At 64.7% G+C, this 16808-nt stretch carries 15 protein-coding genes; 5 read left to right on the top strand and 10 right to left on the bottom strand.

Translation table 11 applies throughout. The features are described 5' to 3' along the window. Nucleotides 1–20: 20 nt before the first annotated feature. The 9 genes from gspK to gspD all read right to left on the bottom strand — a co-directional run bounded on the left by gspK (nucleotide 21) and on the right by gspD (nucleotide 8796). Nucleotides 21–1142, bottom strand: a complete 1122-nt coding sequence (gene gspK / locus BG60_RS18855; RefSeq protein WP_008352386.1) for a type II secretion system minor pseudopilin GspK — start codon at nucleotides 1140–1142, stop codon at nucleotides 21–23. Next, entirely contained in the window at nucleotides 1139–1813 is a 675-nt protein-coding gene (locus BG60_RS18850; protein ID WP_075583517.1) for a PulJ/GspJ family protein, read from the bottom strand. Before BG60_RS18850 ends, gspK begins: the two co-directional genes overlap by 4 nt. Next, nucleotides 1791–2177: a type II secretion system minor pseudopilin GspI gene (gspI, locus tag BG60_RS18845; protein WP_008352388.1), complete on the bottom strand. Its 387-nt coding sequence runs from the start codon at nucleotides 2175–2177 to the stop codon at nucleotides 1791–1793. The genes BG60_RS18850 and gspI overlap by 23 nt, the downstream gene beginning before the upstream one ends. Beyond that, nucleotides 2177–2650, bottom strand: coding sequence for a GspH/FimT family pseudopilin (locus BG60_RS18840; RefSeq protein WP_008352389.1), 474 nt, complete (start codon nucleotides 2648–2650; stop codon nucleotides 2177–2179). The genes gspI and BG60_RS18840 overlap by 1 nt, the downstream gene beginning before the upstream one ends. 16 nt (nucleotides 2651–2666) lie before the next feature. Continuing rightward, nucleotides 2667–3137: a type II secretion system major pseudopilin GspG gene (gspG, locus tag BG60_RS18835; protein ID WP_008352390.1), complete on the bottom strand. Its 471-nt coding sequence runs from the start codon at nucleotides 3135–3137 to the stop codon at nucleotides 2667–2669. A gap of 152 nt (nucleotides 3138–3289) precedes the next feature. Beyond that, nucleotides 3290–3703, bottom strand: coding sequence for a general secretion pathway protein GspC (locus tag BG60_RS18830; RefSeq protein ID WP_008352391.1), 414 nt, complete (start codon nucleotides 3701–3703; stop codon nucleotides 3290–3292). Further along, on the bottom strand, nucleotides 3703–4920 hold the full coding sequence (gene gspF, locus BG60_RS18825) for a type II secretion system inner membrane protein GspF (protein WP_008352392.1): 1218 nt from the start codon (nucleotides 4918–4920) through the stop codon (nucleotides 3703–3705). Before gspF ends, BG60_RS18830 begins: the two co-directional genes overlap by 1 nt. A 4-nt stretch (nucleotides 4921–4924) precedes the next feature. Beyond that, nucleotides 4925–6412, bottom strand: a complete 1488-nt coding sequence (gene gspE, locus BG60_RS18820) for a type II secretion system ATPase GspE (RefSeq protein WP_008352395.1) — start codon at nucleotides 6410–6412, stop codon at nucleotides 4925–4927. Continuing rightward, a complete protein-coding gene (gene gspD / locus BG60_RS18815) occupies nucleotides 6409–8796 on the bottom strand; it encodes a type II secretion system secretin GspD (protein WP_008352397.1) in 2388 nt (795 codons plus the stop codon). The genes gspE and gspD overlap by 4 nt, the downstream gene beginning before the upstream one ends. A 603-nt stretch (nucleotides 8797–9399) precedes the next feature. Between gspD and BG60_RS18810 the strand changes: the two genes are divergently transcribed. Continuing rightward, on the top strand, nucleotides 9400–9843 hold the full coding sequence (locus tag BG60_RS18810) for a lytic transglycosylase domain-containing protein (protein WP_033536472.1): 444 nt from the start codon (nucleotides 9400–9402) through the stop codon (nucleotides 9841–9843). 139 nt (nucleotides 9844–9982) lie between these two features. After that, complete coding sequence (locus BG60_RS18805) at nucleotides 9983–11245, top strand: GTP-binding protein (RefSeq protein WP_008352402.1); 1263 nt, start codon at nucleotides 9983–9985, stop codon at nucleotides 11243–11245. 80 nt (nucleotides 11246–11325) lie between these two features. Here the strand turns inward: BG60_RS18805 and BG60_RS18800 are convergent, their stop codons facing one another. After that, nucleotides 11326–11604, bottom strand: coding sequence for an HU family DNA-binding protein (locus BG60_RS18800; RefSeq protein ID WP_008352404.1), 279 nt, complete (start codon nucleotides 11602–11604; stop codon nucleotides 11326–11328). A 298-nt stretch (nucleotides 11605–11902) separates the two neighbouring features. Between BG60_RS18800 and BG60_RS18795 the strand changes: the two genes are divergently transcribed. From BG60_RS18795 to BG60_RS18785, 3 genes are all read left to right on the top strand, one after another. Then, complete coding sequence (locus BG60_RS18795) at nucleotides 11903–12937, top strand: VTT domain-containing protein (protein ID WP_008352407.1); 1035 nt, start codon at nucleotides 11903–11905, stop codon at nucleotides 12935–12937. 18 nt (nucleotides 12938–12955) lie between these two features. Next, on the top strand, nucleotides 12956–14767 hold the full coding sequence (mnmC, locus tag BG60_RS18790) for a bifunctional tRNA (5-methylaminomethyl-2-thiouridine)(34)-methyltransferase MnmC2/FAD-dependent 5-carboxymethylaminomethyl-2-thiouridine(34) oxidoreductase MnmC1 (RefSeq protein WP_008352410.1): 1812 nt from the start codon (nucleotides 12956–12958) through the stop codon (nucleotides 14765–14767). An 802-nt stretch (nucleotides 14768–15569) separates the two neighbouring features. Further along, a complete protein-coding gene (locus BG60_RS18785) occupies nucleotides 15570–16772 on the top strand; it encodes a cation:proton antiporter (protein WP_008352411.1) in 1203 nt (400 codons plus the stop codon). The last annotated feature ends 36 nt before the right edge of the window (nucleotides 16773–16808 follow it).

Raw genomic sequence — 16808 nt, 5'->3', positions numbered from 1 at the left:
TCAATAACAGCGCATCGGTTCTACAGCGAATCACGCGTGTAGACGATGCGCGTCGTATGCGTCGTCGGATCGCGATACACGAGCGTCGTGCGCTCCAGTTGCGCGCGCTCGTGTTCGACGCGCCCGTGGATCACGAAATACTTCGTCGTGACGTCCATCTCGTTCGAATCGATCGAGACCGTCTTGACGCCCGCGCCGGTCAGCGCGAGTTGCACGTTGCCGATGTCGTGAAAGAACACCGTCTCGCGGCGCGCGACGAACGCTTGTCCCTGCGACAGATTCATGCCCGGGATCAGCGCGGCGATCACTTCGGCGGGCGCGGTATTCATGTTGACGGCGGTCGTCGTCGGCAGCACGGTGACGAACGGCCTCAGCTTCGCGACCGCTTCCGCGGAAAAACCCGGCACGTCGAGCAGCGAATCGACGGTGATCATCTGCAAGGGCGCGACCGGCGCGTTGCTGTCCGGGTCCTTCAGGCCGGGATCGTCGGTGAAATTGCCGCCGCCGGCCGCGCCGCCGCCCTGCGCGATCGCCGCGAGCGTCGTCGATTCGTTGTTCTGGCCGCTCGCCGTGGTCGCGCTGTTGCCCGTTTGCGTCTGGAAGCGCGTTGCGGAGCGCGCGAGGCCGGCGCGCATCTGCAGCGCGACCGTCTTCGCGAGCGAACCGTTGATGCCGAGCATCGTCAGCAGCCGCTGAAACGCCTGAATCTGCGCGACGTTGATCGTCAGCACGCCGGGCGTCGGCGTCGACACCAGATTGCGCAGGTTGAATTTCGCCTGCGCGTCCTCGATCGAGCCGGACAGATACGTCGACGCGCCTTGCTGCGCGCGCACTTCGCCGATCTGCCCGAGAAAATCCGACAGCTTCGTCCGCGCGATCGGCACGCCCCACACGCCGCCGAGATACGTGACCGTCGGCGAAGTATCGGCTTCCGAGCGCAGGATGAGACGCGTCCAGTCGAGCGCGCTGCGCGAAATCCATTGCGCCTGCGCGAGCAGCCGCTGATTCTCGATGCGCCGAATCTGCACCTGCTGACGCCACAGCATGCCCGAGACGAGAATCGCCGTGAGCGATACGACGAGGAGCGCGCTGATGATCGCGACGCCGCGCTGCTTCTTCCGGTTCGGAGCGCGCATGTTCATTCTCCGACCAGAAAGACGCGCGTGATCGGCGTCGCCAGCGTGCGCGCGCCGACCGCGACCTGAACGCCCGACACGGCGCGCGCCAGCGGCGCGTTGCCCAGTTGCGGCACTTTCAGGTTGTTGTCGTTCTGGTTGATCTGCGCGAACACGTCGCCCATGCGCGTCGTCCAGCCTTTTTCCGGAATGTAGACGCGCGTCGCGAGCGACGCCACGCCGCCCATCAGCGGAATCGATGTCCAGCCGTCGCCCGAATCGCCCGACTGCAACGCGCGCCGCACTTCGCCGACATTCGACAGCGGCGGCGATGCATAGCGCACGATCCGCCCGTTCGACAGCCTATAGCGCACCACTTGCAGACGCGGCGCCGTACCGGGCGCGAAGACGCCGCGCACGATCTGCAGCGAGCCATTGCCGATCTGCACGGCGGGCTGGCCGGCTTCGTCGTCGGTTGCGGCCTGGCGCGCGTCGATACGCATCTGGTCGAACAATTGCGCGACGATGCGCTCGTCCTGCATCGCGTTCTCGATGGTCGCACGGCCGCGAATCACCGAATCGAGCCCGCGCCACGACAGCACCGCGAGCACCGCGAGAATCGCGATGGCGATCAGCATTTCCAGCAGCGTGAAACCGCGCTGACTGGCGCGGCGGTCAGAGCGAGCGGTTCGTTTCATTCGCCACCACCGTGACCATTTGCGCCAGATAGCCGGAGCGGCCCGGCGTCGTGACCAGCATCTCGACGCGCCGGAAAATCGGATTGGGCGTCTGGCTCACGCGCTGCGTGCACGAGAGTTTCAGATTGCCCTGCGAGCAGTCGAACGTGCGCGAGCCGATCGCCGGAAACTGATGCGAGAGCCTGAGCTGCGCGAGTTCGTTGTCCGCGCTCCAGCCCGCGAGCAGCCGCCGATGCAGCTCCGCTTCGCCCGTCGCGAGCGAGCCGACCGCGCGCACCGAGGCGGCGAGCGCCACCGCGATGATCGCCAGCGCGACGAGCACTTCGATCATCGTGAAGCCGCGTTGATGACGACGCTGGCGCATCACTGCACCTGATAGCGGCCGTTGCCGCTGCCGACGATCGTCACGCGGCCTACCGCCGAGAACAAGGTGATTTCCATGGGCGAGTCGATGGCCTCCGTGCCGAACACGAGCCGGCCCGCCGTTTTGTCCGAATCGAGGAACTGGATGGATACGCCGGTCACGCCGCCTTCCCAGCGCCGCTGACGCAGGAGTTCGTCGCGCAACGGACGCCAGCCGTCCTCGGTGCGGATGTCGAAGCGATACCCGCCGTCGATGGGCTGCCACGCGATCGGCCGCGCGCGCACCTGCGCTTCGTCGCCCGCCGATTCGAACAGCAGCGCGAGACGCTGCGCTTCTTCCTTCAGATCGGTGCGCGGGTTGCGGGTGAGTTGCAGCGACGCGAGCGACACGAGCAGGCCCGCGATCACCAGCACGACGAGCATTTCGAGCAGCGTGAAGCCTGCCTGACGCCGCGCCGCCGAATGCCCGTTCACGATTCAAGCCGCCGATTTACTGCCAGGAGCCGACGTCGGCATCGTTGCCTTCGCCGCCGGCCTTGTTGTCCGCGCCGTAGCTGAACACGTCGACTTCGCCGTGCACGCCCGGATTCAGATATTGATACTGGCCGCCCCACGGATCGGCCGGCAGGCGCTCGAGATAGCCGCCGTCTTTCCAGTTGTTCGGCACCGGCTCGGTCGTCGGCTTTTCGATCAGCGCGCGCAGGCCTTGCTCTTGCGTCGGATAACGGCCGTTATCGAGGCGATACAGCTTCATCGCCTGCATGATGGTGCCGATGTCCTGCTTCGCGGCGACGCGGCGCGCCTCGTCCGGGCGGCTCATGATCTTCGGCACGATCAGCGCGGCGAGAATGCCGAGAATCGCGATCACGACCATGATTTCGATCAGCGTGAAGCCGCGCTGGCGGCGTCCTTGCGCCTGAGCTTGTTGAATTCGCATGCGGCGTTGGGTCCACAATTGCATGACTGCTACCTCTTGAATTGAAAATATTGTTTCCGGGTCTTGCCCGGTGATTACAAAAATCGCGCGGCTTTCCGCCTTGCCGAAGCCGCCGGTCATTCTATCGATCCGCTTTCGTCGCGTGATTCGGCCGCAAGCGAGGCATCGCGTCGCGTTCAGCGCACCCAGATCGTCGGGCCGGGCGGATTCTGCGGCAGGAAAATCTCCGACTTGACGCCGTTGCGCTCGATGATGATCGAGCGCGCGCGCACTTCCGAAAGCTTCACGCCTTGCGTGAGCGGACCGCCCAGCGACACGGCTTTCGCCGCCTCGCCGCCGTAGCTCACGATGGCCGCCGCGCCGCCCTGCAGCGCGAGAATGCCGAACAGATGCACGTCCGAATTGGCCTGACGCTCCAGCCGTCCGCCGAAAATGGTCGCAGCCTGCCCGACCGACGGCTGGCGCGTCGCCGCCGCGGCGGGCAGCGGCGCGGTTTGCCGCGAAGTCAGCGTGACGACCCAATACGTCACCGTCACGCAAAAGAGCGCGAGCGCGGCGAGCGTCAGTAAGCGAGTTTGAAGGGCGTTCATCACTGCACCAGATTATTCAGTTCGATGATCGGCAGCATCACCGCGAGCACGATCACGAGCACGACGCCGCCCATCGCAAGGATAAGCAGCGGTTCGAGCAGGCTCGTGAGGAACATCGTGCGGCGTTCGAGTTCGCGCGCTTCGCCTTCGGAAGCGCGGTCGAGCATCGTGGTGACGTCGCCGGTCGCTTCGCCCGAGCGGATCAGGTGAACCAGCACCGGCGGAAACGTCTTCGTGTTGCCGAGCGCGCGCGACAGCGACGAGCCTTCGCGCACGCGCACGATGGCGTCGTCGACGTTCTCGCGCATCGCCGTGTTGCTGAGCGTTTCGCCCGCGGCCTGCAGCGCGCGCAGGATCGGCACGCCGGCGGCGGTGAGGATCGCGAGCGTGCTGGCGAAGCGCACGGTGTTGTAGCCGCGCACCAGCTTGCCGATGAGCGGCGCGCCCAGCAGCCAGCGGTCGAACGACATGCGCGGCCCGGGCCGCGCGAGAATCGTCTTCACGAGCCACGCGAAAATCACGACGCCGATCAGCACGGCCCACCAGTAACTTCGGACGAAGGCGGAGAGCGCCATCATCATGACGGTCAGGAAGGGCAGCGCCTGCTTCGTGCTCGCGAACACGTTCACGACCTGCGGCACGACGTAACTCAGCAGGAACGTGACGATGCCGAACGCAATGATCGTCACGATGCCCGGATACGTGAACGCCAGAATGATCTTCTGCTTCAGCGCATTACGCTGTTCGATGTAGTCCGCGAGACGCGACAGCACGAGGCCGAGCTTGCCGGTATGCTCGCCCGCCGCGACGAGCGCGCGGTAAATCTCCGGAAAGTCCTTCGGATGCTGCGCGAGCGCGTTGGCGAACGAATGGCCGCCGAGCACTTCGGCGCGGATCGCGGCCATCAGTTCGCGGATGTAATCGCGCTCGGATTGCTCGGTCAGCACCGCGAGCGTCTCGCCGAGCGGCAAGCCCGCGATCAGAAGACTCGCGAGCTGACGCGTGAGAATCGCCTGTTCGCGCTGCGACAGCCGCCGCCCGAGCGACAGGCGCTGCTGGCGCTCGCCGCGCGTGCGCGAGCCCGCCGCCTCGACGACGAGCGGTGTCAGCCCTTGCGTGCGCAACTGGCTGCGCGCGGCGCGGGCGCTGTCGGCGTCGAGCACGCCTTTTTGCGTCTTGCCCGCGTGATCGATCGCCTCGAAACGGAATGCCGGCATCTGCTTATTCTCCGCCCGTCACGCGCAACACTTCTTCCAGCGACGTCACGCCGGCCGCGAGCCAGCGATCGCCGTCCTCGCGCAGCGTGCGCATGCCTTGCTTGCGGCCCGCTTCGAGAATCTCGGCATCGGCCGCATTGCGATGGATGAGCGGGCGGATCGCGTCGTCGATCAGCAGCAGCTCATAGACACCGCGACGGCCGACATAACCCGACTGGCCGCATCGGTCGCAGCCGACCGGATGGTAATGCTTCGTGCCGTCTTCCTCGACGCGCTCTTCCTTGCACACCGGACAGAGCTGGCGCACGAGCCGCTGCGCCAGAACGCCGAGCAGCGACGACGCGAGCAGATACGGCTCCACGCCCATGTCGGTGAGACGCGTGACGGCGGAAGCGGCATCGTTCGTGTGCAAAGTGGCGAGCACGAGGTGGCCGGTGAGCGACGCCTGCACCGCGATCTGCGCGGTCTCGAGATCGCGGATTTCACCGATCATGATGATGTCCGGATCCTGACGCAGAATCGACCGCAACGCGCGCGCGAACGTCATGCCGATGCGTTCGTTCACCTGCGTCTGGCCGATGCCCGACAGGTCGTATTCGATCGGATCTTCCACCGTCATGATGTTGGTGGTCGTCGTCTCGAGGCGCGACATCGACGCGTACAGCGTGGTCGTCTTGCCGGAGCCGGTCGGGCCGGTCACGAGCACGATGCCGTGCGGGCGGCCGATCAGCTTGTCGAACTGGACGAGCGTGTCGCGCGCCATGCCGAGCGTTTCGAGATTCAGGCGTTGCGCGTCCTTTTCCAGGAGACGCAGCACCGCGCGCTCGCCGTGGCCGGTCGGCAGCGTGGACACGCGCACATCGACCGGACGGCCGCCGACACGCAACGTGATGCGCCCGTCCTGCGGCAAACGTTTTTCGGCGATATCGAGCTGCGCCATGATCTTGATACGCGAGATCAGCGCGCCGTGCAGCGCCTTCTTCGGCCGCACGACGTCGCGCAGCGTGCCGTCGACGCGAAAGCGCACGACCGACGCGTTCTCGAACGGCTCGATGTGAATATCCGATGCCTGTTCGCGCGCCGCCTGCGTGAGCAGCGCGTTGATCATGCGGATGATCGGCGCGTCGTCTTCCGATTCCAGCAAGTCTTCCACTTCCGGAATATCCTGCATCAGGCGCGACAGATCGACTTCGCCTTCCACTTCGCCGACGACCTGCGCGGCGCTGCCGTCGTTGCGCGCGTAGGCCGAGTTGATTGCCGCGGCGAGCTCGTCGGCGGGCTTGCGGATGATCGACAGCGCGCCGAAATTACGCGCGACTTCCGCGAGCGCCGCGTCGGTCGTGCGCTCGCTTATCCAGACTTCGATGCTGTCCGCGTGCTGATGCGCGAGCAGAATCTGCCCGCTGCGCGCAAAGCCGTAAGGCACGAGCCGGGCCGCCAGCGGCGACGCCGCGGTGCTCGCGCTCTCGACTGCATCGTTGACCGTGCTCACGGATGGACTCCCGTTGCGGCATTGCCCGGCATGGCGTTGGTCGCGCCATTGGCCGGAATCGCGTTCGTCGCGCCGTTCGACGGCGCCGGATACGTGCTTTGCGGCGGCAGCGTCGATTGCGGCGCGGTCTGCGTCGGTTGCGGCGCGGGGCCGGCATCCGGATTCTGTGGCAGCGTCGTGCTCGGGCCGGGACCGCGCGTCGTATCGCTCCAGTCCAGCAGATTTTGGGCCGGCGGTCCACCGCCTTCGGAAGGACCGAGCGGTTTCGGCGGCATGACCGGCACGTTCTGATCCTTGATGATGCGGTTATCCGTCGTCGAGCCGTATTGCTGCTGACGCAGATAGTCGTAACGCGTGTTGGCGATCTGCGTGGCCGTCGCCTGGTCGCGCACGATCACCGGACGCAGGAACACCATCAGGTTGGTCTTCGTGCGCGTCTTGCCTTCGCTGCGGAACAGGCTGCCGATGAACGGAATGTCGCCGAGCAGCGGAATCTTGCTGTTGTTGTTGTTGTACTGATCCTGCATCAAACCGCCGAGCACGACGATTTCGCCGTCGTCCGCGAGAATCGTCGACTGCACCGAGCGCGTGTTGATCGTCACGCCGCCCGGATCGTTCTTCGTCGTGGAATCGACGCTCGAATCTTCCTGATAGATCTGCATCTTGAGCACGCCGCCGTCGGTGATCTGCGGCTTGACGTGCAGGGTCACGCCGACGTCGCGGCGGTCGAACGTGTTGAACGCCGTGACCGACGTGGCGGCATTGGCGGTCGGCGTCGCGTACGAACCCGTCACGACCGGCACGTTCTGGCCGACGACGATCTTCGCTTCCTCGTTGTCGAGCGTGATGAGGTTAGGCGTCGAGAGGATGTTCGCATCCGCCGATGTCGACAGCGCCTGCAAGAGTCCGCCGAGACCGAAGAGATTGCCGAAGCGGTGCAAAAGGCCGATGTTCAAGCCTTGCGCGAGCAGGCCGGACGTCGACGTGAGGGACGACGGATTCTGCGCGATCGCGTTGCCCTGCAAGGTCAGATCGACGATGTTCGTATTGCCGGCGCCGAAGCTCGAGCTGCCGTAGAGCGCGTTGTTGCCGCTGTTGGAAAGCAGCGCGCCCTGCCACTGAATGCCGAGATTCGAACCGCTCGTCGCGGAAAGTTCGACAATCAGCGCTTCGATGTACACCTGCGCGCGGCGCGCGTCGAGCTGGTCGATCACGGTGCGCAGGTTCCGATAAACCGGATCCGCCGCGGTGATGATCAGCGAATTCGTCGCGGCATCGGCCTGGATCATGCCGCCGCCCTGGTCGTTGCCGGAATCGTTGTCCTTGTTCGACGAGAAACTCGAGTCCTTGTTGCCGGTGCCGCCCGACATCGGATTGCTGCCGCTGCCCGAACTGCCGCTGAGTCCGCCCGGCAGCGGCGGCGTGCCGGACGTTCCGGTGGACATCGACGAATTGCCGAGACCGCCGCCGCTCTGACCGAACGTGTTCGAGCTGGTGTTCGACGTGTTGTCCGAGCTGTTGTTGCCCTTGCCGAGCATGCCTCGCAGCGTCTTGGCGAGACGCGTCGCGTCGGCGTTGCGCAGCGCCACGACGTGCATGTTGCCGGGCTGGGTCGTGGGCGCGTCGAGCTTCTGCGCCAGTTGCTTCGCCGCGGCGAGGCGCGAGCTGCTCGATGCGCGGAACATCAGCGAGTTGGTGCGGGCATCGGGCGTGACGGTGACTTTCAGCGTCGCGTCCGTGCTGCCGATCGCGCCGGGATCGAGCAGCTTGTTCATCTGCTCGGCGACGTCGATCGCATTGGCGTTCTTCAGCGTGACGATGTCGACGGAGCGGCCCGCCGCCGTATCGACGCCCGCGATGATGCCCGCGATGCGGCGCACGTTGTCCGCGTAATCGGTGACGACGAGCGTGTTGTTCGCCGGATACGCCGCGATCGTGTTGTTCGGCGAGATCAGCGGACGCAGCACCGGCAGAAGGTTGTTCGCCGATTCGTTGTGCAACTGAAAGACCTGCGTGATCACCTGATCGCCGCGCGCCGCCGGCGCATTGCCGACATACGTGGGCACGCCCTGCAGCTTGGCGTCGGCTTCGGGCACGACCTTCAGGACGCCGTGATCCTGCACGAGCGCGAAGCCCTGCATGCGCAGCGACGACTGGAGCGTCTTCAGCGCTTGGTCCTCGGGAACCGAATTCTCCGAAACCAGATTGAGTTGCCCCTTGACGCGGGGATCGACGATGATCGTTTTGCCGGTAGCGGCGCCGATCGCTTTCGCGACCTGGTCGATATCCGCGTTGACGAAATTCAACGTCACCTGCGCGTGCGCGGCTTGGGCGACGATAAGTCCCGCCGCCAGCATTGCCGTCGCCAGACGACGCAGTGCCATAGGTTGTCTTCTCATGGGTTTGATGTCAGAGCCGGGTCTTCGGAGCCGGCTGAGGCAGCCCCGCTCGTCAGCCGAGAGCGCCGCCAACCGCGGTGTGGAACGGGCGGGCCCGACCCCTCGCGGTTATTTTAAAAAATATGACGATAGCAGCTTTGTGTAACGGAATTGTGCCAATTCGTTCCGGATCACGTTGCCCTAGGCTGCCACGTGCGATACAAAATCCAGCGCTCTCAAGCTTTCGAATAACTTGCCGATAGACCGTATCTGAACGATTCCGAGACTCGGCCGATGTACGCGGGAGCCGAATTGTACAACGTCCAGAAGTCTTATTATTCAGACATTTAGAACAAGTCCGATCAATAGGCCGGTGCGCCTCGCGCGCATGCGGGTTTCGGAGGGCGAAACGGGCGTATGTCTGATAGCCAACTTTTGGGCGGATTCGTCAGCCGGTATGATACGGTCGGTTCCGCATTCCGGGCGGTTACAGAAAGGGTGGGTTTTCCCCATGCACGCCCGGCCGCGGACGTTGATTTGTTGGCGTTGGCGCCAAGGCGCCGCAACGGCGGCATGACGTTCCGCGTGTGCGGATGGAGCAGAAGGAAGATGAAGAGAATATTGCGATCACTGGCGATATGCGGGCCGCTCATGGCGGCCGCGGCCGCGCACGCAGACTGCTTCGACGAAGCGGCGAAGTATCAGAAGGTCAATCCGCTCATCCTGCGCGCGATCGCGTGGCAGGAATCGCACAACAAGCCCGACGCCATCAACAAGAACGCGAATGGTTCGACCGATTACGGGCTGATGCAGATCAACTCGATCCATCTCAACACGCTCGCCCAGTACGGCATCTCGAGCGGCACGCTGATGGAGCCGTGCAAGAGCGTCTATGTGGCCGCGTGGCATCTGCGTCAGAAGATGAACAAGTATGGCAATTCGTGGCAGGCGGTCGGTGCTTACCATTCCGAAACACCTGCGCTGCGCGACAAGTACTCGGCGCAGATCATCGAGATCCTGCGTCGCTGGAAGCTGCTTCAGGCTACGCGCTGACCTTCGCCCGCGCTTTTCCGCATGTGCGCCGCGCACGGCGTGCATTTGATGCAAAATCCCCTATTCGATCGCCCGCGCCGCCCGACCGGCAGCGCGGGTTCGCGCTCGTGCGCTCCGTTCCCTGTCACGCTCCATTGCGATGAATCAGATGCCATTGCCCATTACCGTGCTATCGGGATTCACCGGCGCGGGTAAGACCACGCTCGTCGATGCCTTGCTCGCGAACGCCGCAGGCGTGCGCATCGGCGCCGTGACGTGCAGCAAAGCCGCTTCCGGCGCCGATCGCGAAACCACCGAACTGCCCAACGGCTGCCTGCTTCTGACACTCGGCAGCCGGTCGATGCAAGCGCTCGAAAGCGCGATCAACTGGATCGCGGAGCAGCAGCGCTTCGATGCGATCGTCGTCGAAACGTCGGGCATCGCCGAGCCGATGACCATCGCCGAGCATCTCGCGTTCGGCGACGACGACGATGCGACGCTCGCGGGCCACGCGCATCTCGACACATTCGTCACCGTGATCGATGCCGCGAGTTTCCTGCGCGATTACGCGTCCGCGGATTCGCTCGCCGAGCGCGGTCTGTCGCCGGAAGGCCATGACGACGAAGACGATCGGACGGTCGTCGAGACGCTCATCGAACAGATCGAATTCTGCGATGTCATCGTCATCAACAAGATCGATCTCGCCAGCGCGGATGAAATCGAAAAGGTCGCGCGCATCCTGCATGGTCTCAATCCGCGCGCGCTCCAGGTCCGGGCGCAATCGGGCGACGTTCCCATCGGCGACGTGCTGAACACCGGCCGTTTCGATTTCGATGCGACCGCGAGCGCGCCCGGCTGGCTCGCGATCCTGAACGGCGAACATCCGTCGGCCGACGAACCCGATGCGTTCGGCGTGGGCCATTTCGTGTATCGCGCGCGCCGGCCGTTTCATCCCGAGCGTCTGTGGAATCTGTTGCATCAGGAATGGCCCGACGTGCTGCGCGCGAAGGGCTTCTTCTGGCTCGCGACGCGAAGCGATGTAGGCGGCTCGCTGTCGCAAGCGGGCGGAACGGTCCGGCATGGACCGGCGGGACTATGGTGGGCCGCGCAGGATCGCAGCGAATGGCCGACTGACGATCCCGAGCTCGAAGCCGAAATCGTCGCGGAATGGTATGGCGATCCGGATGACAACAGCATCGGCGATCGCCGGCAGGAGCTGGTACTGATCGGATTGAATCTCGATCCTGCCGTCTGGCAAGACCGCTTCGACGCATGTCTGCTCACCGACGACGAATGGGCGCGCGGTCCCGACGCCTGGCGAAGCTTCGCCGATCCGTTCCCCGCGTGGGAAGTCGAGGACCACGATCATGAGCATGACCACGACCACGGTCCCGACTGCGATTGCGACGATCATCGGCATTGATGCCGGACGAAAAAAAACCCGCCGAAGGGCGGGTCATGTACATCTGGCTACTTCGAGTAGCCGCACAATCGGCAAGATGCTTACCGCTTGTTCACTGCGTCCTTGAATGCCTTGCCAGCCGTAAACTTGACCGTCTTCGCGGCCGGAATCTTGATGGACTCGCCGGTCTTCGGATTGCGGCCGGTGCGCGCTGCGCGCTTTCCCGAGCCGAAGCTGCCGAAGCCGATCAACTGCACTGCGTCACCTTTCGAGACAGCCTTCTTGATCACTTCGAGCAACGTGTCCAGCGTTTCGCCGGTTTGAGCCTTGCTGGCGCCGGTCTGCGCGGCTACGGCGTCGATCAGTTCCTGTTTGTTCATTAAGGTTCCTTTATCAGTTTAGGTTGACACGAACAGCGCGAACGCGCCGATTATACGTGCGCAAACCGTGCAGTCGAGTAGGGACGGCCTTCTGGCGTGCCTCCCCGACGATTCGGCGTTCTTGCGCGGCATCTCACCGGCATTGCTTCACTTCGTCGCCTTCGCGCCGCCTCTATACGCGGCGCTTGGTATGATAGCGCAGCGCAAACCCAATCAGGATAAGGGTTTCAAAGATTTACCCTTATATTTTTGAGGCTCCCGGCCGCTTTTTTGGGCGTAGAACACCAGGGCGCGAACCATGCTACGCGAGCTGATCATCGAATACGGCCTGCCGTTGGTTTTTGCCAACGTTCTGCTCGAGTGCCTCGGCTTGCCGCTCCCAGCCTTGCCCACATTGGTTTTGACGGGAGCGATCGCGGTCTCCGCGAGCTTCGCTTCGGCGTCGGGTTCGGGGCTTGCAACGAGCTTTCCATCGGCGGTGTGGGAGGCGCTCGCGGCCATCGTAGCCACGGCCAGCATCGCGGCGCTCATCGGCGATGCGCTCTGGTTCTGGCTCGGGCGCCGCTACGGCAGCCGCGTGCTCGCCTTCATGTGCAAGCTTTCGATCTCGCGCGATACCTGCGTGAACCGCAGCCTCGACTTCTTCGGCCGCTTCGGCGTACGCATTCTCGCGGTCTCGAAGTTCATTCCCGGCTTGTCGACGTTGGCTATTCCCGTCGCGGGCGCGACCGGTATCGGCATCGGCAGCTTCCTTCTCTATGACGCGCTCGGCGCGCTCTTGTGGTCCGGCATCGGCGTCGCGTTCGGCGCGATGTTCGCCGATCTCGTCGATAGCGTGCTCGCCTGGCTCGACCTGTTCGGACGCGGCGTGATCGCGATCGCGGTCATCGCGCTCGCGCTTTATCTCGCCGTGCGCTGGTGGCAGCGCGTGTCGCTGTTGCGCAGGCTGCGCATGGCGCGCATCGATATAGCAATGCTCCGCACGCTGCTAGAAGGCGAGCCGCCGCCGCTCGTCATCGACGTGCGCCGACGCGAACGTCGCGCGATGGATCCGTTCGCGATTCCCGGCGCGCTGCTCTTGCACGACGACGCCGCATCGCAACTCGCCGGCATATCGCGCGATCGCAAGCTCGTGACCTACTGCGATTGCCCGAGCGAAGTATCGGCCGCGCTCGCCGCCAAAGAGCTGACGGCGCACGGCTTCACCGATGTCGCGCCGCTGCTCGGCGGCCTCGAAGCATGGCGCGCGGCGGGCTACGCGCTCGAACCGCTGATGATCGAAGACGCCGCGAACGGCATGGCGCCGGCCATCGCCAAGTCATCTTCGGCTTGATGTTTCCCAATCTTTCGCATGACCGAATCCCTGCTTTTCGCGCCGCACGATCTGCCCGTGCGCTGGCGGCATGAACGCATCTTCACTTTCGTCGATACGACGTTCAGCGCCTTCCTTCCGCTCTGGCAACGCTGGCGCGACGACGAAGCGCGTTGCGAGCGGCTGCATGTCGTCGCTATCGCGCAGCCGAATGCGCTGAACGAACCGCCTTCGGCCGACGATCCATCGCCGCTCGCCGCCGAACTCGCGCGCGCCTGGCCGGTGCGCGTGCCGGGCGTGCATCGCCTCGAGTTCGATGATGGGCGCGTCGTGCTGACGCTCGCCATCGGCGATGACGTCCACGAGATGCTCGCGAAACTCTGGCTGCGCGCCGACGCGTTTCATCTCGATGCGCCGGACGATCCGCGCAAGCTGTGCAAGACGCTCGCGCGCTTTGCCGGCGACGGCGCGACGGTTTGCGCGAACGCCTCTCCGGCGCATCGTCCGACGTTGCGGCGCGCGCTGGCATCGTCGGGTTTCGACTGCTCGCCCGACGCAACGGATGCGCCGCTCGTTGCGCGCTTCGCACCGCGCTGGCGTGTGCGTCGTCATGAACCGCCGCTGCCTTGCGACGCGGGCGCGCGCGAAGCCATCGTCATCGGCGCGGGGCTCGCGGGCTGCGCGGTGAGTTCGCGGCTCGCCGCGCGCGGCTGGCACATCACGCTGGTCGATCGTCATGCGGTCTCCGCGCGCGATGCATCGGGCAATCCGGCGGGCGTGTTTCATCCGATCGTCTGGCGCGACGACAGCGTCGCCGCACGCCTCACGCGCGCGGCATTTCTCTACGCGTTACGCCGATGGCGCGCGCTGGAAGACGCGAATCACGAGTTGCATCGCAGCGGCGCGGGTCTGCTTCAGATCGCCGATACGGCCGACGACGCCGATGCGCTCGCCGCCGCCATCGCGCGATTCGCGTATCCATCCGACTACGTGCAGGCTATGACGCGCGCGGATGCATCGCGCATCGCGGGCGTTGATGTCGCGCGCGGCGGCTGGTTCTTTCCACGCGGCGGTGCGATCTCGCCCGCGGCCGTGTGCGCGGCGCAAATCGATGACGCTTCGGCGCGGATCACAGCGCGCATGAATACCGAAGTGACGCGCATCGAACACGATGGCCGCATCTGGCGCGCGTTCGACGCGAGCGGCGGTGAGATCGCGAGCGCGCCGGTCATCGTGCTTGCGAACGCGCACGATGCGGCGCGGCTCGCTGGCCTGTACGGCGAACCGACGCGCAGCGTGCGCGGCCAACTCACCGTGCTCGATAGCTGCGCGCTCGATCCTCTGCGCATGCCGGTGATCGGCGAAGGCTACGCGGTGCCGCTCGGCGCGGGCGGCACGCTCGTCGGCGCGACGTATGACATCGACGATCCCGATCGCGCGATCCGCGAGGCCGGACATCGGGAGAACATCGGGCGCGTGGCGGGCATGTTGCCGGACCTCGCGCTGATGCCGGGCACAGTACGCGCGGGTCGCGTCGCGTTTCGCTGCGTGACGAGCGACCGCATGCCGATGATCGGCCAGCTCGCCGACGAACACGCCGCGCGCCGCGATGCGCGTGAACTGTCGGGCGCGTGGCCGCTCGATCTGCCGCGCATCCCGGGTCTCTATGGCGCGTTTGCGTTCGGCTCGCGCGGACTCGTCTGGGCGACGCTCGCGGCCGAGCTGATCGCTTCGCTCGTCGAAGGTGAACCCTGGCCCATCGAGCGCGAACTGGCCGAAGCCATCGATCCAGCCCGCTTTTTGCTAAAGGCGTTGAGGCACGGCGAGATATCCCCGGCAAGTTGTGGATAAGCCGTCGAATTGCGTGTGAAAGTCGTGTGAACGCGTTGTGCACGTAAACGGGACAACTGAGGCGTCCGGTTTACGCGGCCAAAAGTTGTTCCGCGTTCACCGCGCGGCGCCAACATGTTTACGGCCCGCTTCTGCTTTCTCCAAATGATTGAATAAAAAGACAAAACCCATGTTATCAACAGAAAAGGCGTTGCTTTGTTAACCACTACTACGTTTATATACAGTAAACCTGTAAACACCTGACGGCGAGTTCATCGGCCGGCCGTAAACGTGGAAGTCCGATCGCCGGGCAAGCCGGTAGCCGGTCAGGTTTGCCATTCGCGTCGAGCCTGGCAGTCGCTTTTACTTCATAAGAATCATGAGCTTGGACTTTCTGCCGGGCGACGCGAGGTATGGCACAATCGCGCTTCTTCCTGCGTTGCGCCCTCTCCAAGATGGCGTCCGCTTCAATGGAACGATGGTTGCGAGCCAAGAATCTGATCAACGAAGCCGCAACCGTCGTTTGCTGCGTTCGGCCCGGCATCCGAGCGGGCGCCGCATGCGCCACTCATGTCACACGGATCGGAGATGTCCGGTGCGACATTGAGGGCATGCAAGGCGTCTCGTGGTCAGCCGGACGCGTCGTCTAATTCGTGCACGGTTCCGCCGTGACGCCGTGTTCGTTCGCATTTCGATTCGCCTGAATGAACCAACGCTCGCGTAGCCGGGCGGATGCGCCTCGTCCGCGAGCGCGCGCCGCCGATGCGAGTCACGCAACGGAACGTGCACGCTCTGCTGCAGCACCGAAGGAGAATCCCATACGATGAATTCGGCATTTTCATTTTTGCCCGCCTGGCCGCTCGAACCCGACGCGATTCTCTGGGCCGGCCTCGCGCTCGTCACGGCGGGCCTCGCCGGCGAGTTGCTGTGGCGCGCGTGGCGCTTGCCGCGCATCACCGGTTTCGCGGTGATCGGGCTGATTGCCGGCAACGCGGGCCTCGGCGTCATCGACGCGAGCGCGGGCGGACTGTCGCGGCCGCTGCTCGATGTCGCGCTCGGGCTCTTGCTCTTCGAACTGGGCGGACGGCTCGACTTGCGCTGGATTCGCCGCAATCCGTATCTGATTCTGTCGAGCATCGCCGAATCGACGCTCACGTTCGGCCTCGTGCTGATCGCGCTGACGCTCCTCAACGTGCCGACGATGCCTTCGGTCGTGATCGCATCCATCGCGATGGCCACGTCGCCCGCGATGGTCATCCAGTTGAAGACCGAATTGCGCGCGGAAGGCCAGGTCACGCAGCGCCTCCTGACGCTGACGGCGCTGAACAGCATGTACGCGGTGGTCGTCGAGAAGCTCGCGGCCGGCGTGCTGCATCAGGAAATCTACGGCAATGCGTTTGCGACGATCCTGCAGCCGCTTTATCTGCTGATCGGTTCGCTCGTGCTCGCGTTCCTGCTCGCGCGCGCGTGCAACATGCTCGTGCGGCGCCTGCCCGCGAACGACGAGCATTCGTTCGTCGCGCTCTTCGGGCTCGTGCTGCTGGCGATCGCGATCGCGCACATCTTCAAGCTGTCGACGATTCTCGCGCTGCTCGCCGCGGGCATCATCGTGAAGAACGCCGATGAACGCCCGCAACTGTGGCCGTCGCATTTCGGTTCCGCCGGATGGCTGCTCACCGTGATCCTGTTCGCGCTGACGCTGACATCGTTTCACTGGCGCGACATCGCGCTCGGCGGCGTTGCGGCGGTCGGGCTGATCGTTGCGCGTTTCGTCGGCAAGCTGGTCGGCGTGCTGATTTTCGCGAAACCGAGCGGCCTCAACTGGAAGCAGGGCGCGGCGCTCGGCGTCGCGCTCACGCCGATGTCCGCGCTCGCGTATCTGCTCGTCGACGACATGTACGTGCTCTATCCGGACTACGACCCGACGTTGCGCGCGATCGTCATGTGCTCGATCGTCGTGTTGCAGATCGTCTCGCCTTTCGTCGTGTACCGTAGCCTGTCGGCGGTGGGCGAGCGGCGCGAGTAAGCGCCCGTACTCTTCAAGCATTGTTCATTCAAGAGG

Source organism: Caballeronia zhejiangensis (assembly GCF_000698575.1).
GTDB classification, from domain to species: Bacteria; Pseudomonadota; Gammaproteobacteria; order Burkholderiales; family Burkholderiaceae; genus Caballeronia; species Caballeronia zhejiangensis.
The sequence above is the reverse complement of the archived record's forward strand: the minus strand, read 5'-3'. Positions and strand labels throughout refer to the sequence as shown.